This window comes from Bradyrhizobium sp. USDA 10063 (assembly GCF_054063735.1).
Genome location: NZ_JBSSGP010000002.1, coordinates 5,429,108 through 5,454,021 on the forward strand (window position 1 = coordinate 5,429,108; position 24,914 = coordinate 5,454,021).

23 protein-coding genes and 1 pseudogene are annotated in these 24,914 nt (G+C 64.0%); 10 read left to right on the forward strand and 14 right to left on the reverse strand.

Annotation, left to right across the window (positions count from 1 at the left end; translation table 11 throughout):
• Positions 1–354 precede the first annotated feature (354 nt).
• The 6 genes and pseudogenes from ACVJGD_RS27835 to ACVJGD_RS27860 all read right to left on the reverse strand — a co-directional run bounded on the left by ACVJGD_RS27835 (position 355) and on the right by ACVJGD_RS27860 (position 6,763).
• Positions 355–1,488, reverse strand: coding sequence for an ROK family protein (locus ACVJGD_RS27835; protein ID WP_456637233.1), 1,134 nt, complete (start codon positions 1,486–1,488; stop codon positions 355–357).
• A gap of 75 nt (positions 1,489–1,563) precedes the next feature.
• Positions 1,564–2,724, reverse strand: coding sequence for an iron-containing alcohol dehydrogenase (locus ACVJGD_RS27840; RefSeq protein WP_456637234.1), 1,161 nt, complete (start codon positions 2,722–2,724; stop codon positions 1,564–1,566).
• 185 nt (positions 2,725–2,909) lie between these two features.
• Positions 2,910–3,686 (reverse strand): enoyl-CoA hydratase-related protein, encoded by a 777-nt coding sequence (locus ACVJGD_RS27845; RefSeq protein WP_456637235.1) that lies wholly within the window; start codon positions 3,684–3,686, stop codon positions 2,910–2,912.
• Between the two features lie 22 nt (positions 3,687–3,708).
• Positions 3,709–4,447: pseudogene (locus tag ACVJGD_RS27850) on the reverse strand (SDR family oxidoreductase).
• 53 nt (positions 4,448–4,500) lie between these two features.
• A complete protein-coding gene (locus ACVJGD_RS27855) occupies positions 4,501–6,057 on the reverse strand; it encodes a class I adenylate-forming enzyme family protein (RefSeq protein WP_456637236.1) in 1,557 nt (518 codons plus the stop codon).
• A 55-nt stretch (positions 6,058–6,112) separates the two neighbouring features.
• Entirely contained in the window at positions 6,113–6,763 is a 651-nt protein-coding gene (locus ACVJGD_RS27860; protein ID WP_456637237.1) for a DsbA family protein, read from the reverse strand.
• A gap of 189 nt (positions 6,764–6,952) precedes the next feature.
• Here ACVJGD_RS27860 and ACVJGD_RS27865 point away from each other — a divergent pair, with 189 nt between their 5' ends.
• The 4 genes from ACVJGD_RS27865 to ACVJGD_RS27880 all read left to right on the forward strand — a co-directional run bounded on the left by ACVJGD_RS27865 (position 6,953) and on the right by ACVJGD_RS27880 (position 9,411).
• Positions 6,953–7,462 (forward strand): winged helix-turn-helix transcriptional regulator, encoded by a 510-nt coding sequence (locus ACVJGD_RS27865; protein ID WP_456637238.1) that lies wholly within the window; start codon positions 6,953–6,955, stop codon positions 7,460–7,462.
• 413 nt (positions 7,463–7,875) lie between these two features.
• Complete coding sequence (rplU, locus tag ACVJGD_RS27870; protein ID WP_456637239.1) at positions 7,876–8,259, forward strand: 50S ribosomal protein L21; 384 nt, start codon at positions 7,876–7,878, stop codon at positions 8,257–8,259.
• Between the two features lie 123 nt (positions 8,260–8,382).
• On the forward strand, positions 8,383–8,655 hold the full coding sequence (gene rpmA, locus ACVJGD_RS27875; RefSeq protein ID WP_454621879.1) for a 50S ribosomal protein L27: 273 nt from the start codon (positions 8,383–8,385) through the stop codon (positions 8,653–8,655).
• Between the two features lie 168 nt (positions 8,656–8,823).
• Positions 8,824–9,411 carry a GNAT family N-acetyltransferase gene (locus tag ACVJGD_RS27880; RefSeq protein WP_456637240.1) on the forward strand — a complete coding sequence of 196 codons (588 nt, stop codon included), beginning with the start codon at positions 8,824–8,826 and terminating at the stop codon, positions 9,409–9,411.
• A 123-nt stretch (positions 9,412–9,534) separates the two neighbouring features.
• Here the strand turns inward: ACVJGD_RS27880 and ACVJGD_RS27885 are convergent, their stop codons facing one another.
• Positions 9,535–10,449, reverse strand: coding sequence for a DMT family transporter (locus ACVJGD_RS27885; protein ID WP_456637241.1), 915 nt, complete (start codon positions 10,447–10,449; stop codon positions 9,535–9,537).
• A 160-nt stretch (positions 10,450–10,609) separates the two neighbouring features.
• On the opposite strand from ACVJGD_RS27885, the gene ACVJGD_RS27890 reads away from it, so the two are divergent.
• The gene (locus tag ACVJGD_RS27890) at positions 10,610–11,089 is read left to right on the forward strand and encodes a MaoC family dehydratase (protein ID WP_456637242.1); all 480 of its coding nucleotides are present in this window, start codon (positions 10,610–10,612) and stop codon (positions 11,087–11,089) included.
• On the opposite strand, the gene ACVJGD_RS27895 is transcribed toward ACVJGD_RS27890, so the two are convergent.
• Positions 11,022–11,621 (reverse strand): methylated-DNA--[protein]-cysteine S-methyltransferase, encoded by a 600-nt coding sequence (locus tag ACVJGD_RS27895; protein ID WP_456637243.1) that lies wholly within the window; start codon positions 11,619–11,621, stop codon positions 11,022–11,024. The genes ACVJGD_RS27890 and ACVJGD_RS27895 overlap by 68 nt on opposite strands.
• A gap of 245 nt (positions 11,622–11,866) precedes the next feature.
• Here ACVJGD_RS27895 and ACVJGD_RS27900 point away from each other — a divergent pair, with 245 nt between their 5' ends.
• A complete protein-coding gene (locus ACVJGD_RS27900; protein WP_456637244.1) occupies positions 11,867–13,093 on the forward strand; it encodes an ABC transporter substrate-binding protein in 1,227 nt (408 codons plus the stop codon).
• 165 nt (positions 13,094–13,258) lie between these two features.
• Here the strand turns inward: ACVJGD_RS27900 and ACVJGD_RS27905 are convergent, their stop codons facing one another.
• The gene (locus tag ACVJGD_RS27905) at positions 13,259–13,684 is read right to left on the reverse strand and encodes a DUF1330 domain-containing protein (protein ID WP_456637245.1); all 426 of its coding nucleotides are present in this window, start codon (positions 13,682–13,684) and stop codon (positions 13,259–13,261) included.
• Between the two features lie 158 nt (positions 13,685–13,842).
• On the opposite strand from ACVJGD_RS27905, the gene ACVJGD_RS27910 reads away from it, so the two are divergent.
• A complete protein-coding gene (locus ACVJGD_RS27910) occupies positions 13,843–16,089 on the forward strand; it encodes a PBP1A family penicillin-binding protein (protein ID WP_456637246.1) in 2,247 nt (748 codons plus the stop codon).
• A 154-nt stretch (positions 16,090–16,243) separates the two neighbouring features.
• Here the strand turns inward: ACVJGD_RS27910 and ACVJGD_RS27915 are convergent, their stop codons facing one another.
• The 4 genes from ACVJGD_RS27915 to ACVJGD_RS27930 form a co-directional block, all read right to left on the reverse strand.
• Positions 16,244–17,083 carry a M48 family metallopeptidase gene (locus ACVJGD_RS27915; RefSeq protein WP_456637247.1) on the reverse strand — a complete coding sequence of 280 codons (840 nt, stop codon included), beginning with the start codon at positions 17,081–17,083 and terminating at the stop codon, positions 16,244–16,246.
• A gap of 198 nt (positions 17,084–17,281) precedes the next feature.
• A complete protein-coding gene (locus ACVJGD_RS27920; RefSeq protein WP_456637248.1) occupies positions 17,282–18,610 on the reverse strand; it encodes a polyhydroxyalkanoate depolymerase in 1,329 nt (442 codons plus the stop codon).
• Positions 18,611–18,736: 126 nt separating this feature from the next.
• A complete protein-coding gene (locus tag ACVJGD_RS27925) occupies positions 18,737–19,555 on the reverse strand; it encodes an ABC transporter permease (protein WP_456637249.1) in 819 nt (272 codons plus the stop codon).
• A complete protein-coding gene (locus tag ACVJGD_RS27930) occupies positions 19,552–20,346 on the reverse strand; it encodes an ABC transporter ATP-binding protein (RefSeq protein WP_456637250.1) in 795 nt (264 codons plus the stop codon). Before ACVJGD_RS27930 ends, ACVJGD_RS27925 begins: the two co-directional genes overlap by 4 nt.
• A gap of 300 nt (positions 20,347–20,646) precedes the next feature.
• Here ACVJGD_RS27930 and ACVJGD_RS27935 point away from each other — a divergent pair, with 300 nt between their 5' ends.
• The 3 genes from ACVJGD_RS27935 (at position 20,647) to ACVJGD_RS27945 (ending at position 23,895) form a co-directional block, all read left to right on the forward strand.
• Entirely contained in the window at positions 20,647–21,969 is a 1,323-nt protein-coding gene (locus tag ACVJGD_RS27935; protein ID WP_456637251.1) for an ActS/PrrB/RegB family redox-sensitive histidine kinase, read from the forward strand.
• Positions 21,970–22,086: 117 nt separating this feature from the next.
• A complete protein-coding gene (locus tag ACVJGD_RS27940; protein ID WP_027583039.1) occupies positions 22,087–22,641 on the forward strand; it encodes an ActR/PrrA/RegA family redox response regulator transcription factor in 555 nt (184 codons plus the stop codon).
• A gap of 78 nt (positions 22,642–22,719) precedes the next feature.
• Positions 22,720–23,895: an IS110 family RNA-guided transposase gene (locus ACVJGD_RS27945; protein ID WP_456633344.1), complete on the forward strand. Its 1,176-nt coding sequence runs from the start codon at positions 22,720–22,722 to the stop codon at positions 23,893–23,895.
• A 383-nt stretch (positions 23,896–24,278) separates the two neighbouring features.
• On the opposite strand, the gene ACVJGD_RS27950 is transcribed toward ACVJGD_RS27945, so the two are convergent.
• Positions 24,279–24,764 (reverse strand): MmcB family DNA repair protein, encoded by a 486-nt coding sequence (locus ACVJGD_RS27950; protein WP_456637252.1) that lies wholly within the window; start codon positions 24,762–24,764, stop codon positions 24,279–24,281.
• Between the last annotated feature and the right edge of the window lie 150 nt (positions 24,765–24,914).

The window sequence follows — 24,914 nt, forward strand, 5'->3', positions numbered from 1 at the left end:
GGACCGCCAGACGCGACAAAAATAACTGGCGGTCCCGTGCCGCTTCATCAAAATGCTGGCCGGGGAAGTGCGGCTTCGCCGGTCAGCGGAGCGACGCCGCCACCGTAGCAATGCGCGCGGCAACAGCCAACGCAATGTCGGCCTTAACCTAACCTTTAAACCTTACTGCACCCGGATTTCCGAGGAATCGCCCGTAAACCTACGGGAAGATGACGGCCATGCTACGGGAGCCGTAGGGTGGGCAAAGCGCAGCGTGCCCACCACCACGGGCGGAGCGCTTGATGGTGGGCACGCTTCCGCCTGTGCTTGTTTGAGCCGCGGTGCAAGAAGTCGCTTTGCCCACCCTACGCTCCGTCACGCGCTCTTCTTTGCTTTCTTCTCGCCGTTGTCTTTCTCGTTCTTCTCGGCAGTCTTCGCGTTCTTGCCGTTCTCCTTGCGGCGGTTGGTGAAGCGCGCATTGCCGAGGCCAGTGCCGATCGTCAGCACGCCCCAGCGCTCGACGTCCTGCATGAAGGGGACTTCGGAAAGCCCCTGCACCACGCCGTCATTGTGCATCACGATCGTCGTGTCGTGGTCGCCGATCTCTGGGATCGCCTCGACCAGGCTTGCTGGCAGGTTGAACTTGCTGCTCTCCCAATTGCCGGGCAGGTTTTGCGCGCCCTTCTCGATCGAGCCGTCCTCGTCGATCACGCCCGGACAGGCGATGCCGATGAAGGGCGCGAGCTTCAGGCCATCGGACTCCGCCTCCGCGATCAGGCCCTTCAGCATCTTGACCAGTTCCTTCACCGCGGCTTCGCGCGTCGGCGCTTCATCGGCATGGCGCCACAGTTCGGATTTCCATACTGTGGCCTTGGAGAGGTCCGGCGCCTTCTTCCAGCGCGTCTCGACCACGCCGCAGCGGATGTTGGTGCCGCCGATGTCGACCGCCAGGATGCTGTCATGAGCTTCGAATATCCATGACGGCGCCAGATGCAGGCAGCCGATCAGCCCGGCCTCGTCGGGGTGATAGCGGATCGGCAGAAGGTCGACCTTGAACTTCTCGTCCTTGAGGATGATCTCGGTGCGCGCGATCGCGAGTTCGCCAAGCCTGGAGTCGCGGAAGCCGCCGCCGACCACGATGCGCTCGGTCTTGGCCCAGGCCTTGGTCTTGAGGAAGCGCCGCGTCACATAGGCAAGCTCCAGCGCGAACTCCTCGATTGCGCTGTGGACCACGGCCGAGGCCTCTGTGTCGTCACCGACCAGCATCGCATCCAGCGTCTTCTTGCTGACCTGTTCGGACGGCTCGTCGCCGAACGGATCCTCGCCGGACTTGCGCAACGGCTTGCGCCAGCGGTCGAGGATCTTGCGGAAGGCGCTCTTGCTGGCGCGGTCGCCGAGGAAACCCTCGTCGTCCTTCAGTTCGATGTTGAAGCTGTCGACGTCGACCGACGGCAGACGCGTCGCGCCATGGCGGGCGATCCCCGTTGTCAGTACCTGCTCATCGGCCATGAGACCCTTGCCCCGGTTGGAACCGGGGGATAACGGCCGGAAACCCGATTGGTTGCGCCCTCGCCCGCGGCAGATTCAGGCCGCAAGCTTCAGGATATTGACGACGTCGGCCGGCTCGCGGATCGGCTGCGGGTTGGAGCGGGTGAAGATCGACAGCATCGCATTCCTGCCGATCAATTCGAAGCGGTCCTCGCCCACTCCGACATCGGCGAGGCGCCGCGGCAGGCCGAGCTTGGCGATGAAGGCGGCGAAGGCCTCGCTCGCATCGAGTTCGGGGGCGCCGAGCGCGGCCGCGATCGATTTTTGCGCCTGTTCGGTCGCGGGGCGGTTGTAGCGCAGCACGCTCGGCATCATCACCGCCGTGCAGAAATAATGCGGCACGTCGCAGGTGCCGCCAAGCACATGGCCGATCGCGTGGCTCGCGCCCATCGGCACCCGCGCCTGCAACCCGAACGCCGACATCCAGGAGCCCAACTGGCAATTGACGCGCGCCGCTTCGTCGTTCGGATTCTCCTTGGTGCGCGAGAGGCCGTCATGGAGATAGCGCAGGCCCTGCAGGCAGACGGCATCGACCAGCGCGTTGCCGCGGATCGAGCAGATCGCCTCGATGCCGTGATCCATCGCGCGGGTGCCGGAGCCAAGCCACAGCTTTTCCGGCGTGTAGCGCGTGATGGCGGGATCGAGGATGATGGTGCGCGGCATCATCAGGGGATGATTGAAGATCTGCTTCAGCTTGCGGCGGGTATCGGTCACCAGCGTGCCGGAATTGTACTCGCCGCCGGACAGCGTGCTCGGAATTGCGATCATCCGTACCTTCGGCGCGCGGAACGGGCCGAAGCGGCGCTCGGGCGTGGTCTCGAAACCATCGAGCCCGGTGGAATCGAAGATCTCATGCTCCATGCACATCAGCACGATCTTGGCCGCATCCACCACCGAGCCGCCGCCGATCGCGACCACGAGATCGGCGCCGGCCTCCTTGGCGTGCTTTGCGATGTGCACCACGACGTCGCGCGTGGTATGCTGCGGGATGCCGTCGAAGGTCGCGGCATAGCGATCGCCAAGGGCGGTGCGGATCTTCTCGATCTCGTCGGTCGTGGTGTTGAGCGTGCGGCTGACGATCAGGTAGACGCGCCTCGCGCCGAGTCGTTCGGCCTCCTCACGCAGCGCCTCGGCTGCGGGCTTGCCATAGATCACGAAATCCATCGAAGGATATTGATAGCTGCCCGCGCTGTGCATATTCGGCTCCCTTGAAGTCTATTTGGTTGAACAGGTCCTTCTCTTACCTCCCCCGCTTGCGGGGGAGGTCGGATCGCATCGCCAGATGCGATCCGGATGAGGGCTCTCTCCTCACGGAAAGTCCCATCGTGAGGACACCCTCACCCCAGCCCTCTCCCGCAAGCGGGAGAGGGAGCGAAGCGACGTCAGGCCTGGAACTTGGTGAAATCAGGCGGCCGTCGCTCTGCGAACGCCGCAAAGGCTTCGCGCGCCTCGGGCGTCTTCAGCCGCTCCTTGAACAGGCTGCCTTCCTCGGCCATCCGCGCCGCGATCCGCTCGTGATCACGCATCAACTGCTTGGTGAGGCTGAGCGAACCAGCCGGCCGCTTGGTCAGCGCGATTGCGGCATCCAGCGCCTTCTTGCGCAGCTCCGCCTGCGGCACCACGGCATTCGCCAGGCCACAGGCCAGCGCCACGGATGCTTCCATCGGCTCGCCGAGTGCGAACATCGCATAGGCCCGCGCATGGCCGATCCGGAGCGGCAACAGGAAGCTCGAGGCCGCTTCCGGCACCAGCGCCAGATTGACGAACGGCGTGATCAGCCGCGCATTGTCGGCGAGATAAACGAGATCGCAATGCAGCAGCATGGTGGTGCCGACGCCCACGGCATTGCCCTGCACCGCCGCGACCAGCGGCTTCTTCGCCTTGCCGATGGTGGCGATGAAGCGATGTGCCCCGCCCTCGACGGCGGAATTGTCGCCGCGGGAGTGGCTGGCGAAATCGGCGAGGTCGTTGCCCGCCGTAAAGCTGTCGCCGTCGCCCTGGAACAGGACCGCCCGGACCGAGCCATCGCTCTCGGCGCGATCGAGCGCGTCCGACATGGCGTCATACATGGCCACGGTGAGCGCGTTCTTCTTCTCGGGACGCTGCAAGGTCACCGTCATCACGCCGTCGGCGATCTCGGTCTTGACATGCTCGCTCATGGCTTGCTCCCCCGGCCCGCCGTTACCACTTCTCGCCGAACGGACGGATTTCCAGCTCGAACGTCCACGCGCTCTTCGGCTGCTGGTAGAGCTGCCAATAGGAGGCGGCGACGGAAGACGGCGGCATCAATAGATCCGGGTTGTCGAGCGCGTTGGGGCCGAGCGCTTCGATGCGCCGCTGCCTCACCCACTCGGTATCGACGCCGGAGTCGATGATGAGATGGGCGACATGGATGTTCTTCGGTCCGAGCTCGCGCGCCATCGCCTGCGCCACCGCGCGCAGGCCGAACTTGGCGCTGGCGAAGGCGGCGTAGCCCGACCCCACCGCGCAACGATGCGGTGGCGCCGGTGAAGAAGATGTTGCCCTGGCCGCGCGGCAGCATCAGCCGCGCCGCTTCGCGGCCCGCGAGGAAGCCGGAATAGCAGGCCATCTCCCAGACCTTGCGGAACACACGCTCGGTGGTTTCCAGAATCGGGAAATTGACGTTGGCGCCGATGTTGAAGATGCAGACCTCGAGCGGCGCATGCTTGTCGGCGTCGCTCAGGAAGGAGATGATCTCCTCCTCCTTGCGCGCGTCGAGCGAGCGGGCATGAATCTCGCCGCCGGCCGCTTCGATGTCCTTCACCAGCGGCTCGAGCTTGGCGCCGTTGCGCCGTCCGGCGAAGATGGTGAAACCTTCGGACGCAAACTTCTTGGCGATCTCGCCGCCGATATAATCGCCGGCCCCGATGACCGCCGCCGTGGCATTTCTCTTCTGCATTGGCCTCTCCCGACTGCTGATTAGAAATAAATCATTGATGTCGCGGCGCGCGCTCAGGACGTGCGCAGCGACTCCGCCAGTTTGTGCTTCAAGATCTTGCCCGTCGAGGTCGCCGGCAGCGCGTCGAGCAGGATGATCTCCGACGGCCGCTTGTAGGAGGTGAGCTGCGGCGCCACATGCGCCATCAGGTCCTGCGCCGTCGCCTTCGAGCCCTGGAGCAACTGGACGAATGCGACTACTTCCTCGTTGCCCTCGACCGGCCGCCCCACCACCGCGCACTGCACCACGGCGTCGTGGGTCGAGAGCACCGCCTCGATCTCGGCCGGATAGACGTTGAAGCCGGAGCGGATGATCATCTCCTTGGTGCGGCCGACGATGAACAGGCAGTCGCCCTCGAAACGCGCCAGATCGCCGGTGTTGAACCAGCCGTCGGGATCGATCGCCTTCGCGGTGAGATCGGGCGCGCGGTAGTAGCCGCGCATGACGTTGGCGCCGCGGACATGGAGTTCGCCGACCTCGCCATTGGCAACGAGCTTGCCATCACGGCCGACGATCCGGGCCTCGAGACCGGGCAACAGTGTCCCGACCGCATGATCGGCTCTCGGCGCCTCCGGACGGACACCGGAAATTCCCGGCGAGCATTCGGTGATGCCGTACCCGTTGAGCAGGGACAGCCCTAGCTCCTGTTCCACCCGCGATTTCAGGTCGAGGTCGAGCGGTGCGCCGGCGACCGAGATCAGGCGCAGTGCGCCACGGTTCAATTTCGAAAGCCCTGACGTTCGCTTGTATTCGAGCAGGCGCTGATAGGTCGCGGGCACGCCGTTCAGGATCGTGATGCCTTCCTCCGCCATCGCCTGCACCAGCGCCGCCGGATCATACTTGGCGACCAGCCGGACGGTGGCGCCGGTCATCAGCGTCATCGTCAGCAGCGAGATGCCGACGATGTGCGAGATCGGCAGCACGCAATATTGCACATCGTCGGCGGTCATGTTGCGCAGCGCCGCGGTGGTCTTGGCGCTGAACAGCAGATTGCGGTGCGTCAGCATCACGCCTTTCGGCGTGCCCGTGGTGCCCGAGGTGTAGATGAGGACCGCGACCTGGCTGGCGCCGTCAGCCTCGACCGGCTCGGGCGAGGTCGCCTCATTCAGCGCGGAAACGCCGATGCCATAGAGCGGGCCGACATCCTGCACCGGTGCGCCGTAACGCGCGGCATGCGCGGCTGCTTCCTTGGAGACGTCGACGGTGAAGAAGGCGCGGCGCGCGCCGCTATGATCCCGGATCTGGTCCAGTTCGCGCGGCGACAGTCTCGGATTGACCACGATCGCCCAGGCATCGAGCCGGCTCGCGGCGAGCAGAAGGCAGGCGAGCGGAATCGCGTTCTCACTGACGACCATGATGCGGTCGCCGGCACGGACGCCAAGCGCACGCAGCGCGTCCGCGGTGCCGCCGATGGCGCGGTCGAGTTCGCGATAGGTCAGGCTTTCGCCGTCATCGATCAGCGCCGTGCGATCCGGCGTCGCCGCGACATGCCGGTCGATCACCTCATGAATCCGGTCCGGCAGACTTGCCAGAATTTCGGCCGCCGGGGCCGCCTGCTCCAATATCGTCAATGCTACCTCCCGCCGCCACAACCCTTGTTCCGGGTCTTGTTGTGGATTGGTTTGCTTAAGTCCCTTGCCGCCTCACGCAGCCTTTCGCCGCCGCAAGCTGCGCGACGATTTCTTCCTCGACCTCGCGCAGGCGATCCTTGCCGAAGAACATCTCGTCGCCGACGAAGAAGGTTGGCGAGCCGAACTCGCCGCGCGCCACCGCGGCTTGCGTGTTCTCGATCAGCTTCTTCTTGACGTCGTTGTGCTGGATGCGCGCGATTACGCGATCGATATCGACACCGGAGGCGAGGAACGCGTCCCGGAAGACCTGCGGATCGTCCATCTTCTTCGGCTCGACCCACATGTGGTGGTAGGCCGCACGGAAATAGGGCTCGAACAATCCCTCGAACTCCGCGGCGATCACGCCGCGCATCAACATCAGCGTGTTCACCGGAAAGAACGGGTTCTGTTTGAACTTCGTGATGTTATGGCGCCGCAGGAAGCGCTCGGTTTCGAGCGCGTTGTATTCGCCCTTGTTCTTGATCCCGCGCAGCGAGTCGAACGGCGACATGTTGCCGGTCGCCTTGTAGACGCCGCCGAGCAGCACCGGGACATAGTCGAACTTCACGCCGGTGCGCTTTTCGATTCCCGGCAGGACAAGCTCGGCGAGATAGGCGTTCGGGCTGCCGAAATCGAAGTGAAACTCGACCTTGAGCGGAGCAGCCATCGATTGCCTTTCCCTGCAGGGCGGCCGTCGCCGCCATCGGTTGCGAGCTCGGCTTTAAGGTTCTATTTTAGAACTGTCAATAGCGGATTGGGATCTGCAGTAAAGGTCAGCGCACAAACGGTTGAACGCGCCTCAGTGCCGAATTAGAATGAATCCTGCTTCGTGGAGTGCAGGTGACTGGAGACATTGATGAAATGGGATACTCTTGAAGAGGAGCCGTGCTCACTGGCCCGCACGGTGGCCGTGATCGGCGACCGCTGGAGCCTCCTGATCCTGCGCGAATGTTTTCTTCGCAAGCGGAGGTTCGAGGCGTTCCAGTCCTCGCTCGGCATCACCCGCCATCTGCTCGCCGAGCGGCTGAAGAAGCTGGTGCGCTTCGGCGTGCTGCGCCGGATCCCGTACCAGGAATCGCCAAAGCGCTACGAATACATTCTGACGCAGAAGGGCCTCGACCTCTATCCGATCATCATGTCGATCGTGCACTGGGGCAACATCCACATGGTCGACTCGCGCGGCCGTCCGATGCTGCATCAGCACAAGAACTGCGGACACATGTTCGATCCCGTGATGGTCTGCTCGGAATGCGGCGAGCCCCTGACGGCCAAGGCCGTCCATGTGCATCCAGGCCCCGGCGCCCGCCAGACCTCGCCGATGCACGCCATGGCTGCGGATGATCCGAAAGCGAAGACGGGCTCGTAGCGCCTGAGATCAGTCCGAGCTGCACCAACGATGGACGCTGGCGCTCCCTCTCCCGCTTGCGGGGGAGGGCTGGGGTGGGGGTCTCTCCACGAATCCCCCAGCGGAGAGAACCCTCACCCGGCGCTACGCGCCGACCTCCCCCGCAAGCGGGGGAGGTAAGGGAGCGGGAACCGGGCTAAAACCGCTCCAAATCCTTCATTTTGGGCCGGTTTTCGGCCCGATTGCCTTGACTCCTGGCGCTTGGCCGCTATAACGACGCCCAATCCGGCGCGGGATTTCTCGCGCCGTTTGGTTTTGCGCGAATTCCGGGGCACGTCCTCGCGCCGCGCGAAAATCGTAACCCATAGCGACTGAACAAGAAGCCGGCCCGGGGACACCCTCGAGGACGGGATCGAACACGAAGGAATCAAACGATGTTCGCAGTCATCAAAACCGGCGGCCGGCAGTACCGCGTCGTCCCGGATGATGTTCTCGAGATTGGCAAGATCGCCGGCGATGTCGGCACGATCGTGCAGCTTGGCGAAGTTCTGGTGGTCGGCGGCGAGACGCCGGTCCTGGGCACGCCGACGGTGGCAGGTGCTTCGGTAGCGGCCGAGGTGCTGCAGCACAAGCGCGGTCCGAAGGTGATTGCGTTCAAGAAGCGCCGCCGCAAGAATTCACGCCGCAAGCGCGGCTATCGCGACGAGCTGACGGTGCTCCGGATCACCGAGATCCTGACCGACAACGCGAAGCCGACGATCGGCCCGCGGCCGAAGAAGGAAAAGGTTGCTGCAGCGCCCACTGAGGATGCTGCATAAGCCTTCAAGAACGCCGCGTTTGAGAGATGTGATTGTCACGTATCAAAAGTTGAAGCGTGACAAAAAGTGAAATGATTCCGTCAAGGAATTGATCTACAGAATTACTGCAGTTGGAGACGAGCTATGGCTCACAAAAAAGCAGGCGGTTCATCGCGAAACGGACGTGATTCCAAGGGCAAGCGCCTTGGCATCAAAGCGTTCGGCGGCGAGCTCGTGATTCCCGGTAACATCATCGCGCGTCAACGCGGCACCACCTGGCATCCGGGCCTTAATGTGGGCATGGGAACCGATCATACCCTGTTCGCCAAGGTCGAGGGTCGTGTGGAGTTCCGCGCCAAAGGCAATGGCCGCACCTTCGTATCGGTGATTCCGGTGGCCGAGGCTGCAGCCGAATAGACGGTGGACGATATGAGTCCGCCGGATCCTGTTGAACCGGCGGGGCTCGAAGAGGCTCCAAGGGGAGGCGGGATACCGGCCTCCCCTTTTTCGTTGCGCGTGTCCCAAATGGGGCCACGCGCAAGGATCGAAGCGTAGCGTACCGTTTTCGCATCACAGGAGCCCGACATGCTGCAGGATATCCCGACCCCAATATTGCGCGAGTCGAGAGGTTGCGTCCTCGAGACCGAACGGCTGAGCTTGCGCAAGCCGACGCTCGCGGACGTAAAAGCAATCGCGCATCTCGCCAACGATCGCCGCATTGCGGAGAATACCCGTCGCCTGCCGCATCCCTATTCCCAGGATCATGCGGTCGAATTCGTACGCGCGCTCGCTGACACGGGCGAGACCGTATTCCTGATCGAGAACAGCTCCGCACCGATCGGCATGGTCGGCATCAATTGGCGCGAAGTGGACGCGCCGGAGCTCGGCTACTGGCTCGGCGTCGAACATTGGGGCCAGGGCTTTGGCACCGAGGCCGCGCGCGCGGTGATCGACTACTTCTTCGAGGAGTTCGACCACGACCACCTGTTCTCCGGCGCCCGCGTGGCCAACCCGTCGTCGCGCAACATCCTGGAGAAGTGTGGCTTCCAGTGGAGCGGCGTCGAGCTGCACCGCTTCGAGGCGCTCGGCTCTTCCACGCCGGTCGACTGCTTCCGCCTGTCGCGCAGCGTCTGGTCGTCGCTGAAGAGCTGGGGTGCATCGACGCGGCGGTGAGAAGCCCATTCGCCGTGAAGACTGCGTAGGGTAGGCAAAGCGCAGCGTGCCCACCGCCACGAACCGAGCGCGGATGGTGGGCACGCTTCGCTTTGCCCACCCTACACCGCAGCGTCCCTGACGCTACACCGGCGGGCTTACCATCGGCTCTTCCCGTCCCAGCTTCTGTTCGCGTAGGAAGATATAGAGCCCGGCGGCGATGATGATCGCGGCACCCACGATGGTGGCCCAGGACGGCACGTCGCCGAACACGGCGAAGCCGAAGATCACCGCCCAGACGATCATCGAATATTGGTAGGGCACCACGACGCTTGCCGGCGCCAGCTTCAGCGAGCGGTTGACGCAGAGCAGCGCGGCGACCGAAATGAGGCCGGCGATGAAGAAGATGGCAAGGCTGCCGGCGTCCGGCGTCACCCAGCCGAATGGCGACAGCACGGCGCCGAGCAGGAACGTGCCGCCGAATTGCGACGAGGCCAATACGATATCGGGCGTTGCGCGCAGCGAACGCGTGATCAGCATCAGGACTGCGAACGACATGCTGCCGCCGAGCGCGATCATCGCCGGCCAGCTTATGGTTTGCGCGGATGGCCTGAGCGCGATCAACACGCCGCAGAAGCCGACCAGGATCGCGCTCCAACGCCGCCAGCCGATCTGTTCGCCCAGCACCAGGCCCGACAGCGCGGTGACGAAGATCGGACCGGCGAGATAATAGGTGATGACGTCGGCGAGCGGCAGGTAGACGGTCGCAAGGAAGAAGGCGGCGACCTCGAGCGTCGACAGCGTCACCCGCAGCAATTGCAGCCAGGGGCGCTCGAGACGGAAGAATTCCGCGCGCTGCCTCCAGATGATCGGGAGCAGCACGACCAGCGCCGCACAGGCGCGCAGCCACAACAACTGTCCGACCGAATAGGTCGCGACAAGGAATTTCCCCATCGCATCGCCGAAAGAGAACATGAAGATCGACAGCAGCATCAAGCCGATGCCGGCAAGTCGGGCGGAGCGATCATCATAGGCGGAGAGTTTTGCGAACAGGGTCATCAGGCGGGAGATGTTTCTTGCTGTCGTCGTGGCCGGCCCGTTTTTAAAGGCGTGGTTGTCCGGAACAAGCCCGCAGCTCACAAATTGCACGGATTGTCGCAGCGCTCCCGCTGCGATAGCGGTGAAGTGAACAAGATTACGATCAGAGGAAGCCCCAGATATGACCGACTTCGACCCCGCCCGGCATCGCGTGGTGCAAGCACAGCGCTGGTTCGAAGATTTCACCCTGGGCGAACGCTTTGTGATCCCGAGCCGGACCCAGACGGAGGCCGTGTTCGCGGCGTTCCAGACTGCTAGCGGCGACACCCATCCGATCCACTACGACGTCGAATATTGCCGCGCCCGCGGCATGCCGGACCTGCTCGCACACGGCTTCCAGACCCTGATCCACACTGCGCCCGGCGCCGGGCTGTTTCCTTTCATCGTCGAGGAATCCATGATCGGCTTTCTCGAACAGTCGAGCCGCTTCTTGAAGCCGGTCTATGCCCGCGACACCATTTATCCCGCGCTCGAAGTGACCGAGCTTGTGCCCGGCCGCACCACCGGCATCGTGACGCTGCACTCCACCGTGTTCAACCAGCGCCGCGAACTGGTGCTCGAAGGCATGCAGAAGTTTCTGATCCGGCGCCGGCCGGCTTAATCTTCGCGCCCTCGTGCGCGAGCAGCCAGCGCTTGCGCTCCAGCCCGCCGCCATATTTGACCAGCGCGCCGTTGGCGCCGATCAGACGATGACAGGGCAGCACGACGCTGATCGGGTTCGAGCCGTTGGCATGGCCAACCGCGCGCTGGGCATTGGGCGCACCGAGCCTTGCCGCCATCGCGCCATAGCTCATCGTGGTGCCCACGGGGATTTTCGCCAGCGCGGTCCAGACCTTCTGCTGGAATGGCGTGCCGGCAACGCGCCATTGGATGCTGCCGAGGCGATCGAGGTCGCCCTTGAAATAGCCCGACAGCGCGGCGCGGATGTCCTTCGGGGCACACGCCTGTTTCAGGACCACCGCACCATGATGCAGGCGCAGCAGCTCGTTCATGCGCGCCTCGTAGTCCTCCCAATCCAGCGCGCGGAGCGCTCCGTCGTCATCGGTGACCAGCAACGCCACCCCGATCGGCGTTTCCAGCCGATCCAGGCCGAACGTTACGGCCGGCTTTGTCCGTTTGTCGCGAACAGGCATCTTCGTCCCTGACATCGATGAACGATCGCATCTTCCCCTGCGCGGCGTGCCAGCGTCCACCCGATTTCCGGGGTCGGGCTGCACCCTACTTTGGTCGACTGATATCGCTCGGCTTTTCGGCACGACTCCACCTTGCATTGCAGCAAGGGTTCCTCCACTATCGCGGCTCAGCGATGGCATCCGGCAGGCCTTGAACCCGCCGGAGAAGATCATCGGCACAATCACAACACATGAGGAAGCTGCGAATGAGGAACGGGTTTTTGCATCTGGTCACAGGGACGGCGCTGGCACTTGCTCTGTCGGTTTCAGCGGCCAATGCCCAGAAGAAATACGACCCTGGCGCAAGCGACACCGAGATCAAGGTCGGCCAGACCGTGCCGTTCTCCGGACCCGCGTCGGCCTATGCCTCGATCGGCAAGACCCAGGCGGCCTATATCAAGATGATCAACGATCAGGGCGGCGTGAACGGGCGCAAGATCAACCTGATCCAGTATGACGACGCTTATTCGCCGCCGAAGGCGGTCGAGCAGGTGCGCAAGCTCGTCGAAAGCGACGAGGTGCTTCTGACTTTCCAGATCATCGGCACGCCGTCCAACGCCGCGGTCCAGAAATATCTCAACTCCAAGAAGGTGCCGCAGCTATTCGCGGCGACCGGCGCATCGAAGTTCACCGATCCAAAGAACTTCCCGTGGACGATGGGCTTCAACCCGAACTACTTCGTCGAGGGCCGCATCTACGGCCAGTACATTCTGAAGAGCCATCCGAGCGCCAAGATCGGCATCCTCTACCAGAACGACGACCTCGGCAAAGACTACCTGAACGGCATCAAGGCCGGCCTCGGCGACAAGGCGGCCAGCATGGTGGTGGCGGAAGCCTCCTACGAGGTATCGGATCCGACCGTGGATTCGCAGATCCTCAAGATCAAGGACGCCGGCGCGGACCTGTTCTTCAGCGCCTCCACGCCGAAGCAGGCGGCGCAGGCGATCAAGAAGATTGCCGAGCTCGGCTGGAAGCCGGTGCAGATCGTCGACATCAACGCGACCTCCGTCGGCGCGGTGATGAAGCCCGCAGGCCTCGAGGCGGCCAAGGGTGTGATCAGCGTCAACTACGGCAAGGATCCGCTCGATCCGACCTGGAAGGACGACGCCGGCATGAAGAAGTATTTCGAGTTCATGGCCAAGTACTATCCGGAAGGCGACAAGGACTCGAACTTCAACACTTATGGCTACTCGACCGCGCAGCTCCTGGTCCATGTGCTGAAGCAGTGCGGCGACGACCTGACGCGGGAGAACGTCATGAAGCAGGCGACCAGCCTCAAGAACGTGCAGCTCGACCTGTCGCTGCCCGGGATCGTCGGCAACACCTCGCCGACCGATTACCGCGTCAACAAGCAGCTCCAGATGATGCGCTTCAACGGCGAGCGCTGGGAACTGTTCGGCCCGATCCTCGAGGACGCCGGCCCGGCGGGTTAGTGGCGGGACTCGCAAGACAGACGATCGGCGGCCTCCGGGCCGCCGATTTGTTTGGATGCGTCGATCGGTAGGGTGGGCAAAGCGAAGCGTGCCCACCATCGCGAACCGTGCACTGAATGGTGGGCACGCTTCGCTTTGCCCACCCTACGGCTGCGGCTTCGTGGCTTACTCCGGAATCTCCCCGAACGTCTTGCCCACCGGCAGCACCGCGTGGCGGATCAGCCGCGAATCCTCCACTGCGGCCTGGCGGTGCTTCACCGCTTCGCGATAGACGGGATCGCGGATCATCTCGACGAAGGCGGCAACGCTCGGGTATTCGGCGATGAAGCAATGATCCCAGCGTTCCTCCTGCGGCCCGATCAGCATCAGTTCGAAGCGACCCTGCCAGACGATGCGGCCGCCGAGCCGCTCGAACACCGGGCCGCTTTCGCGGCCATAGGCTGCATAGGCTTCCGCGCCGGTGGCCTTGCGGCCATCGGGATAGGCGGCCTCGGCGCGCAGGCGGACCAGATTGAGCATGTGGATCGGACCCGGCCGATCGCTCTCCCTGAATTGCGCGAACACTTCCTTGGTCGGATCGATATGGCCCATGCGGCTCTCCTGTCTTTGTTTGACGCGTTTTCTGCGCCTGGTTCCCCATTCCTTACCACGCCCTGCCTCACCTCCTAATCCCGCGTTAAGCTTTGCGTAACCGAGCCTTAAACCGGGAACGCTAGCGTGCGCGGAGCGTAGTGTGAGCAGCGTTTTGGATGGCCTTCGGAAAGAAAAAGAGCGGCGGGCGCAAGGAGCCGCTATTTGGGCTTCCGGCCGCGCTCGCCGATTTGCGGCTCTCGCCGGCCGATCGCATCCCCAATCCCGAAGACAAGCCGAAGAAATCCGCCAAGCGCAGCAGCGGTGATGCGAGTGAGGAACCGCCGCGCGAGCGCAAGCCGGCCCCGAGTGGCGGGAAACGGCGGAAATCGCGCCGCGGCTTTTCGATCGGCCGCATCTTCTACTGGGGCGCCGTGCTCGGCCTGTGGGCTGCGATTGCGGTCGTCGGCGTCGTGGTCTGGGTCGGCGCGCATCTGCCGCCGATCCAATCGCTCGAAATCCCCAAGCGGCCGCCGACGATCCAGATCGTCGGCATGGACGGCAGCGTGCTGGCACAGCGCGGCGAAATGGCCGGCGCCAATGTCGCGCTGAAGGACCTGCCGCCATACCTGCCGAAAGCCTTCATCGCCATCGAGGATCGCCGCTTCTACTCGCACTATGGCATCGATCCGATCGGCATAGTTCGCGCCGCCGTGACCAACCTCCTGCACCGCGGCGTGTCGCAAGGCGGCTCGACGCTGACGCAGCAGCTCGCCAAGAACCTGTTCCTCACGCAGGAGCGCACCATGCAGCGCAAGCTGCAGGAGGCCGAGCTCGCGCTATGGCTGGAGCGCAAGCATTCCAAGAACGAGATTCTGGAGCTCTATCTCAACCGCGTCTACTTCGGTTCCGGCGCCTATGGCGTGGAGGCCGCGGCACAACGCTATTTCGGCAAGTCCGCAAAGAACGTGACATTGCCGGAGGCCGCGATGCTCGCGGGCCTGGTGAAATCGCCGTCGCGATTGGCGCCGAACCGCAATCCTGAAGGCGCCGAGCAGCGCGCGCAGGTCGTGCTGTCAGCGATGGCGGACGCCAAGTTCATCACCGAGGCCCAGGCGCGGGCCTCGATCGGCCATCCCTCCTACAACGTGAAGCCGGCCGGCGCCGGCACCGTGAATTATGTCGCCGACTGGATCGGCGAAGTGCTCGATGACCTCGTCGGCCAGATCGACCAGGACATCAGGGTCGAGACCACGATCGATCCGAAGCTGCAGAACGTCGCCGAAGCCGCCATCATCGACGAGCTCGCCGCCAAGAGCGTGAAGTTCAACGTCACCCAGGGCGCGCTGGTGGCGATGACGCCCGACGGCGCGGTGCGCGCCATGGTGGGCGGACGGAACTATGCCGAAAGCCAGTTCAACCGCGCGGTGACCGCCAAGCGCCAGCCCGGTTCGGCCTTCAAGCCGTTCGTCTATCTCACCGCGGTCGAGGCCGGGCTGACGCCGGAGACGATCCGCACCGATGCCCCGCTCGATATCAAGGGCTGGAAGCCGGAGAACTACACCCACGAATATTTCGGCTCGGTGACGCTGACGCAGGCGCTGGCGATGTCGCTGAACACGGTCGCGGTCCGGCTAGGGCTCGAGGTCGGGCCGAAGAACGTGGTGCGGACCGCGCACCGGCTCGGCATCTCCTCCAAGCTCGACGCCAATCCCTCGATCGCGCTCGGCACCTCCGAGGTCTCGGTGATCGAACTGGTCGGCGCCTACGCGCCCTTTGCCAATGGCGGCATGGCGGTCTCGCCGCATGTGGTGACGAAGATCCGCACCGATAAGGGCAAGCTGCTCTACGTCCGGCCCGCCGACCAGTTCGCCCGGGTGATCGAGCCGCGTTATGTCGCGATGATGAACGCAATGATGATGGAGACGCTGATCTCCGGCACCGCGCGCAGGGCGGAAATCCCCGGCTGGACCGCCGCCGGCAAGACCGGCACCAGCCAGGATTTCCGCGACGCCTGGTTCATCGGCTACACCGCCAATCTCGTCACCGGTGTCTGGCTCGGCAATGACGACAATTCGCCGACCAAGAAGGCGACCGGCGGCGGCCTGCCGGTGGAAGTGTGGACCCGCTTCATGCGATCGGCGCATCAGGGCGTCCCGGTCGCGAGCCTGCCGAATTCGCAAGTCGGCTGGGCGCTGTCGAATCTGGTGCAGGCGTCGTCGCAGGTGAGCCCGCCGTCACCGCAGTCGCTGGCGCCACCCGCGCCCGTCCCATCCGCCGGCCCGATGGCGCCCACTCCATCCGCCGGTTCGTACCGGCCACCGCCGACTCGCGCCTCGACGCAGCCCAATCCCAATGCGCGTCCGGAAGCCGCGGCAGGATTGGACGGCTGGCTGGTCGATCGCCTGTTTGGCGGAAATCGGTAGCTCCAGCGGCGCAGCCACCATCATTGGCCGTCATGCCCCGCGCAGGCGGGGCATCCAGTACGCGGCGACCTCGCAGAATGAGCACCAACGTCAGTGGGATACTGGATCGTCCGCCTTCGCGGACGATGACAGCGAGGAAAACGCGACAGTTAAGCTAATCCTCGATCCCGTAGCGGTGCAGGTCGTTGCCGTAGGTATCGAGCCAGGTCTTGGCGCGATCGACCGACGAGCAGATCCGGCCGACGGTCTTCCAGAACCGCAGCGAGTGGTTCATCTCGACCAGATGCGAAACCTCATGCGCGGCGAGATAGTCGAGCACATAGGGCGGCGCGAGGATCAGGCGCCAGGAGAACGAGAGCGATCCGTGCGAGGTGCAGGAACCCCAGCGGCTCGATTGATCGCGGATCGAGACACGGCGCACGCGCACGCCGAGTTCCGCCGCATAAGCCAGGGAAGCCTTGTGCAGATCCTTGCGCGCTTCGCGCTTGAGGAAGTCATGCACCCGGCGGTCCATGTGCTCCGGCTCGCCGGCCACGCACAAAATCCTTTCGCCACTGTCGCGAATCTCGGCCCACACCGTGCCGCGCTCGCCGGCGCGATGCACAAGCCGATGCGGCACGCCACGCAGCGGCACCACTGTGCCGTGTTGGAATGGCGCCGCCTTCGGCAGGCGGCCGAGGCGCGCGGCGATCCAGCCGCCATGAAGCTGCGCGAAGTCGCGCGCGTCGGCGATCGTGCCGCGCGGCGGCATCGTGAGGATCGCTTCGCGGTCGGTTGGATGAATGCGAAGCGTGTAACGGCGCGCGCGCCGGTGCCGCCGCAGCCTGATCGCGAAATATTGGGAGCCGTGCTTGATGAGAAGAGTCGAGGGTTCGGCAGGCCGCCGATAAAGGAGCGCGCGAGTGGCCATTTCTGAGAGTCCGGGGAGGAGAACTTCGCCCGGATTCTGCCATATCCGCCGCCAGGGAAATCGCTCGGCGCAAAAACAAATCATTTGCCCAATATACAGAGGCTGCCCGCGATTTGACCCCTAGATACTGGGGTCGGAACCCGAAAAATTTGGGCCGGGTCGGCCCAAAATCACCCTCCAAGGAACGAGTCATAACTCATTCCTTGAACGATCGGCGAATCCGGATTCTTTTAATCAATTCAGCAGCTTATGGACCCGCTCAAATCGGGCTCGGGCGCGCCGCTACTCGGCGGCTGCGACCAGGGAAAGCCGTGTACTGGCCGCTGAGATCATGAAATCGGAGATGCGCGGCACGATTTCGGCGCGGAAACGCGAGCCGTTGAACACACCGTAGTGTCCAACGCCCTTCTGCACGTAATGCACGCGGCGATGATCGGGAATCGATGTGCACAGACCATGCGTCGCTTCAGTCTGGCCTAGGCCGGAGATGTCGTCCTTCTCGCCTTCCACCGTCATCAACGCCACGCGCCGGATCTTGGAAGGATCGACAGGCTCGCCACGATGGGTCATCTCGCCGTTCGGCAGCGCGTGCTTGACGAAGACGAGGTCGACGGTCTGCAGGTAATACTCGGCGGTCAGGTCCATCACCGCGAGATATTCGTCATAGAATTCGCGGTGCTTGTCGACGAGATCGCCGTCGCCCTTCACCAGATTGGCGAACAGCGCCTTGTGCGCGTCCATGTGACGGTCGAGATTCATGCTGATAAAGCCGTTGAGCTGCAGGAATCCCGGATAGACGTCGCGCATCATGCCAGGATGGGGGAACGGCACCTTGGTGATGACATTGTGGCGGAACCAGTCGATGCCGCGTTCGGCGGCAAGATTGTTGACCGCGGTCGGATTGCGCCGGGTGTCGATCGGGCCGCCCATAAGCGTCATCGACAGCGGCACGAAGGGATCGCGCCGCGCTTCCATGAGGGAGACCGCGACCACCACCGGCACCGAGGGCTGGCAGACCGCGATGACATGCATGTTGCCGCCAAGCACATGCAGCATCTCGATAAGGTAATCGACATAGTCATCGAGATCGAAGCGGCCTTCGGACAGCGGCACCATGCGCGCATCGGCCCAATCGGTGATGTAGACCTCATGGGTCGGCAGGAAGGCTTCGACGGTGCCACGCAGCAGCGTCGCATAGTGGCCGGACATCGGCGCCACGATCAATACGCGCGGCTGAGGCGCGCGCAGCGGCCGGGTGAGCTTGCGATCGAAGTACAGCAGCCGGCAGAACGGCTTTTCCCAGATCGAGCGGACCTCGACCGGCGTGCGCACGCCGTTGACCTCGGTCTCGTCGAGACCCCACTCCGGCTTGCCGTAGCGGCGGGTGGTGCGCTCGAACAGTTCGCAAGCTGCGGCAAGGGACTTGCCGACTTCGGTATGCGTCCACGGATTGAGCGGATTCTGAAACAGGATCTTGGTGGCGTCGGTCACCGCGCGTGCCGGGTTGAGCGATGCGTGCGCCATCTCGTACATCCAGTACAGTGGCGTCGTAAGCGCCGGACTGCCTTCGGCCGCCAGCGGCGGGGCGCCGCCAAATTCACCAATCGGCATTTGCTTCAAAATCCTTGTTTGCGACGCAGCATACTGTCGAATGCGTAATAAAGCGTCAATGCATCTGTCACTACATCTACGGCCGAAAAAGCCCTAAACAACCGGGAATCCACGGGAAAGTGAAGGTTACTCGCCGCTGCTCAGCAGCGAGCCGTTGCGTTTGGCGCTGCGCAAAAGGGCAAGAAAGATCGCAAATGACGCGACAAGCAGCACCGCGTTGATGACGAGGGCGTCGACCATCAGCTCAGTGCGGAAGACGTGGTCGATCAGGAGCGCCCGCATGCCCTCGAACACATAGGTCGGCGGCAGCATCCAGGCGAGGACCTGCAGCCAGGGCGGCAATACGCTGACGGGATAATAGATGCAGGCGAGCGGCATCAGCGCGAACATCAGCGTCCAGACGATGCTTTCCGCGCCGAGCCCGTTCCGCAGCACGAGGCCGGAGGCGAAAATGCCGACCGACCAGCTCGTGAAGATCAGGTTGCAGAAGAACGCGATCAGCGGCAGGCCGATGGCGTAGAAGTTGAAACCGAAAAAGAAGAACGCCAGCAGCGTCATCGGAATGACGCCGATCGCGAGCCGGATCAGGCTCATGATCATCAGCGAGAGCAGGAACTCGATCGGCTTCAGCGGGCTCATCATGAGGTTGCCGAGGTTGCGCGCCCACATCTCTTCCAGGAACGAGATCGAAAAGCCGAGCTGGCCGCGGAACAGGATGTCCCACAGGATGACGGCGCCGATCAGGGTGCCGCCGGCTTGCGCGAAGAAGCCCGAGGTCTGCGAGATATAGTTCTGCAGGAACCCCCAGGTGATGATCTGCAGCGCCGGCCAATAGACCAGTTCCAATAGTCGCGGCCAGGACGACAGCAACAGATACCAATAGCGCAGCACCATCGCGTTGATGCGGTTGAGCGACAACCCATGATGGACGGCGATCTCGCTCATGTCGCGCGCTCCCGGCTGCGGCCACGGGCGACGTCCAGGAACACCTCTTCCAGGGTGTCGCGGTTGTAGCGGGCCATGATTCGGTCCGGACTGTCGTCATCCTCGATCTTGCCGCGCTTCATGATGATGACGCGGTCGCACAGCCGCTCCACCTCCAGCATGTTGTGCGAGGCGAGCAGGATCGTCGCATCATGGCTCTTGCGGTAGTTCTCCAGGTGCTGCCGCACCCAATCCGCAGTATCGGGGTCGAGCGAGGCGGTCGGCTCGTCCAGCAGCAGCAGGTCAGGTTCATTGATCAGCGCCTTGGCGAGCGCCACGCGCGTCTTCTGGCCGGCGGAAAGCTTGCCGTTGGCTCGGTCGATGAAGTCGCGGAGGTCGAGGTCGGACGCGAGCCGATCGATCCGCTCTGCGAGATTCCTCACGGCATAAAGCCGGCCGAAGATCGTGAGGTTCTGGCGCACCGTGAGCCGCATCGGCATGTCGACATAGGGGCTCTCGAAATTCATCCGCCCGAGCACCTCGGCGCTCTGTTCGGGCATCGGAAAGCCCAGCACATGGATGCGGCCCGAGGTCGGCAGCACCAGCCCCATGATCATGGCGATCGTCGTGGTCTTGCCGGCGCCATTGCCGCCGAGCAGCCCGGTGATGCTGCCGCGTGCGATCCGAAACGAGACATCGTCGACCGCGCGGGTGGCCTTGTAGACCTTCACCAGATGCGCGACATCGATCGCGGCCGAAGCTGCGGCATCGGAAGTGGACGCTGGCGCCGGTCTTTTCTCGATCTGATCCATGCCGGCCGTTCATTGAGCCATCATGGCTGATCGCGCAAGACTTGTAGTTTGGTCGAAGCTGTGAGCAGCGAGTTTGTGATCGCGCCGTTGCGAGGGTAGAACCTGGTGAGATTGAGTTGCGTCCAGGGATGTAGCTGTGCCCCCCTCTCCCGCTTGCGGGAGAGGGCTGGGGTGAGGGTATCTCCGCGATGGGACTATCCGTGTGGAGAGAGCCCCCACCCGCTGTGCTCTTCGAGCACACGACCTCCCCCGCAAGCGGGAGATGTGGGGAAACAGCCGTCGCGTGGCTAGAGTGAGGACATGACCGACGTAGCCGCCTCCGATTTCCGCCAACCGCGCCGCCATGTCCGTCTGGATACGATTCTGCGGTTGCGCTGGCTGGCCGCGCTCGGCCAGCTCGCCGCGATCTTCATTGTCGCGCAGGGCCTGGAATTCGACGTTCCCGTCATCCCCTGCATCGCCATCATCGCGCTGTCGGCGCTGCTCAATCTCGCCTTGCAGATCGCGTTCAACCCGATGCAGCGGCTCGAGCCGATCTATGCCGCGGCACTGCTCGCGCTCAATATTGTCGAGCTTGCCGGCCTATTGTTCCTGACCGGCGGCCTGCAGAATCCGTTCTCGTACCTGTTCCTGGCGCCGGTCCTGATTTCCGCTACCGCGCTGCCGGTCCGGCTGACGATCGCGCTCGGCTGTCTTGCGGTCGCCTGCGCGTCCGCGCTGGTGTTCTTTCATTTCCCGCTGCCCTGGGACACCGATGATCCGCTGGTGCTGCCGCCGATCTATCTGTTCGGCGTCTGGCTCTCGATCCTGCTCGCGATCGGCGTCACCAGCCTCTACGCGTTCCAGGTCACCGAGGACACGCGAAAGCTCTCGGACGCATTGGCCGCGACCGAGCTGGTGCTGGCGCGCGAGCAGCATTTGACCCAGCTCGACGGCCTCGCGGCCGCGGCCGCGCACGAGCTTGGCACGCCGCTTTCGACCATCTTCCTGATCTCGCGCGAGCTGGAAGGCACGGTGAAGGACGGCCAGCTCGCCGCCGACCTGAAGACGCTGCGCGAGCAGGCGCAGCGCTGCCGTGACATCCTGAGCAAGATCACCCAGCTCTCCTCCACTGGCGCGCCGTTCGACCGCATGAAGCTGTCGACGCTGATCGAGGAGGCTGTTGCACCGCACCGCGATTTCGGCGTTGCAATCAAGGTGCGGCTAGCTGTCGCAGCTACCACGGAACCGGTCGGCGCCCGCAATCCCGCGATCCTCTACGGCGTCGGCAATATCCTGGAAAATGCGGTGGATTTCGCCAATCAGACCGTCGAGGTGAACGCGTGGTGGAATGCCGACACCGTCGAGATCGTCATTTCCGATGACGGCCCCGGCATCGCCCCTGACATGCTGAACCGGATCGGCGAGCCTTATTTGTCGCGGCGCCGCAGCGCGGATGAGGCGCAAGACGGCCGCACAGGGCTTGGTCTTGGCGTTTTCATCGCGCGTACGCTGCTGGAGCGCACCGGCGCCAAGGTCACTTTCACCAACCGGGTGTTTCCCGATCACGGAGCCGTGGTGCAGATCGTCTGGCCCCGCAGCTTGTTCGAGGCGAGCGAGGCCGCCGGCGAAATGATAGGCTGAGCACAATTCGACAATTTGACGCATTAATCGCTTGATCTTGGACGTGTCTTGGGCAGCCTTGGCATCGCCGCAGTCACACGCCATATGTTTGGGATTGGACACAGGGATAGCAGAACCGTGAACGCCATCGCCGAACTGAACGATCAAGCCGACCGCTCATTGCTCATCGTCGAGGACGATAAGCCGTTTCTGGAGCGCCTGTCGCGCGCCATGGAGACCCGCGGCTTCACCGTGACATCCTGCGATACTGTGTCCGATGGTCTTGCGCAGATCGGAAAGGCCGCGCCTGCCTTCGCGGTGGTCGATCTCCGTTTGGGCGACGGCAACGGCCTTGACGTCGTCTCCGCGCTGAAGCGCAAGCGGCCCGATGCGCGTGCGATCGTGCTCACCGGCTATGGCAACATCGCCACCGCCGTGACCGCGGTGAAGATGGGCGCGATCGATTATCTCTCGAAGCCTGCGGACGCCGACGACGTCGTCGCGGCGCTGCTTGCGAGCGGCACCGAGAAATCCGAACCGCCGGCCAACCCGATGTCGGCCGACCGCGTGCGTTGGGAGCACATCCAGCGCATCTACGAGATGTGCAACCGCAACGTCTCGGAAACCGCGCGCCGCCTCAACATGCACCGCCGCACCCTGCAGCGCATTCTGGCAAAGCGCGCGCCGCGGTGATTTGTAGATTCCATGGGGCGGTGAGCGTGCCCTTTCCGGTAGGTTTGGGTTTCCACACTCGAACCATCGGAGAGTCTGATGCAAGCATTGACCAAGAACACGCCCACCGCCGGGCATTGTGGCACGATTTTCGTTGCGATCGAACTGAGTCAGAAGACGTGGCTGGTGACGCTGCACAGTCCGGATCGGGACCGGATATCGCGCCACAAGCTGGAAGGCGGCGATCACGCCGGGCTGCTGGCGCTGATCGAGCAGGTCAAGGCCCGGGCGACTGCGAAGCTTGGAGCGGCGCCGCGGGTGGTGAGCTGCTACGAGGCTGGCTATGACGGCTTCTGGCTGCACCGGCTGCTCGCGGCGGCTGGGATCACCAACTTCATCTTCGACCCGGCGAGCATCGCGGTGGAGCAACGGGCGCGGCGGGCGAAGACAGACCGGATCGATGGTGAGCTTCTGCTGCGCACCTTGATGGCCCATTTGCGAGGCGAGCCGCGGGTGGTGCGAATCGTCCGGGTGCCGAGCGTGGCCGAGGAGGACGCCCGGCGCGCCAGCCGCGAACGCGAACGACTGGTGAATGAGCAGACGGGGCACACCAACCGGATCAAGGCGCTGCTGCGCCTGTTGGGCATGGCGGCCGGCACCTTGCGACGACGGACCTGGCTCGCCTGGCTGGAGCAGCAGCGGGACTGGCAAGGGCAGCCGCTGCCGCCGCAGCTTCTGGCCGAAGTGAAGCGCGAGCATGCCCGGCTGATGCTGGTGCGCGACCAGCTCAAGGCGCTGGAGCAGGCCCAAGTCGCTACAGAAGTCGCGGCAGAAGTCGCGGCGGAAGCCGCCGCGGCGCCGGCGCCGATGGCGAAGCGACGGGATCAGTTGCAGCAGCTCAAGGCGCTCGGCCCGGCGTTTGCCACGACGCTGGTGAACGAGGTGTTCTACAAGGACTTCCGCAACCGGCGCGAGGTCGCCAGCTATTGCGGATTGGCGCCCAGTCCCTGGCAAAGCGGCAGCATCGATCGCGAGCAGGGGATCAGCAAGGCCGGCAACCGGCGCGCCCGCCACAAGACGATCGAACTGGCCTGGCTCTGGCTGCGCCATCAGCCGGACAGCGCGCTCAGCCGCTGGTTCCGCACCCGCACCGAAAACGCCGGCAAGCGCGCCAAGCGCATCGCCATCGTCGCGCTGGCGCGCAAGCTGATCGTGGCGCTGTGGCGCTATCTCACCACCGGCCTTGTTCCGGAGCAGGCCGTGATGAAGGCCTAGCACCGGACCACGCCACCAGGGCGAGGCGGCTCCGCGCCGCGCGCCCCGTACAGGATGGATGATGACCGTGCCACCCAGGGGCCCAACCAGGCCGCTTTGTAGATGGGTCTCATCCTCTTGGCTTCCTCGCCGCAAGCATGCGGAATGTGGGTACGGATCAGCCGATCCGACCGGATATGAGGTGATGCAGTGAGCTGCAGAAATCTTCGGAAGCCAATCCTCGCCCGGGGCCCGGTCGTCGCGCTACGCTACGCATGGCTCCGCGCGCCGCCCTCTCACTGCAAAAACCCAACCCGCACCGGTTCAAGAGCCTTGACTCACAAAGCCCCATATGAGGGTGGGCAAAGCGAAGCGTGCCCACCCTACGGCTTCTTCACATCACATCAGAACTCCGCATGGCCCTGCGGATCGAGCAGGCGGTTGAACCGCTGTGCGGCGGCGATTGCGAAGCGCACCGTCATCAGCTTGCGGGTCGGCGCCGGCAGGCGGTGCTCCGGCGCCTCGCAATGCATGTGCGCGCCATAGGCGTCGGCGATGATCAGGCCGGTATCGGCGGGAAATATCTCGCACGGCAGATCCTGCGTGAAGGCGAAGAACAGCCGGTCGCAATGGAGGCGATAGTCCTGCCATTTCTGGTCGGCGCGCAAATCCTCCAGCGACGACTTGATCTCGACGATCCAGATCTCGCCGCGCTCGTTCAGCGCCACGAGGTCGGCACGCCGTCCGGACGGCAGCGGCAATTCGCTGATGCAGGAGAACCCGAGCGAGCGCAGCAGCCGCGCCGTGCCCCGCGCGATCGCAAGCGCCGTCTCCGACTGGCGACGGTCCGGCGGCGGAACAAGAGCGACGTTGCGGGCGGACGATTCCATGGCAATAGCGTAGCCGATTTTGCGGGCTGACCCAACATAGGCCGGCGACCATGTGCGCGCGAAAGTCCCTCATCCTCCAGCCTATCTCCTCACCCTGAGGAGGCCGCGGAGCGGCCGTCTCGAAGGGCGAGGCCACCGGCGGGGCCTCAT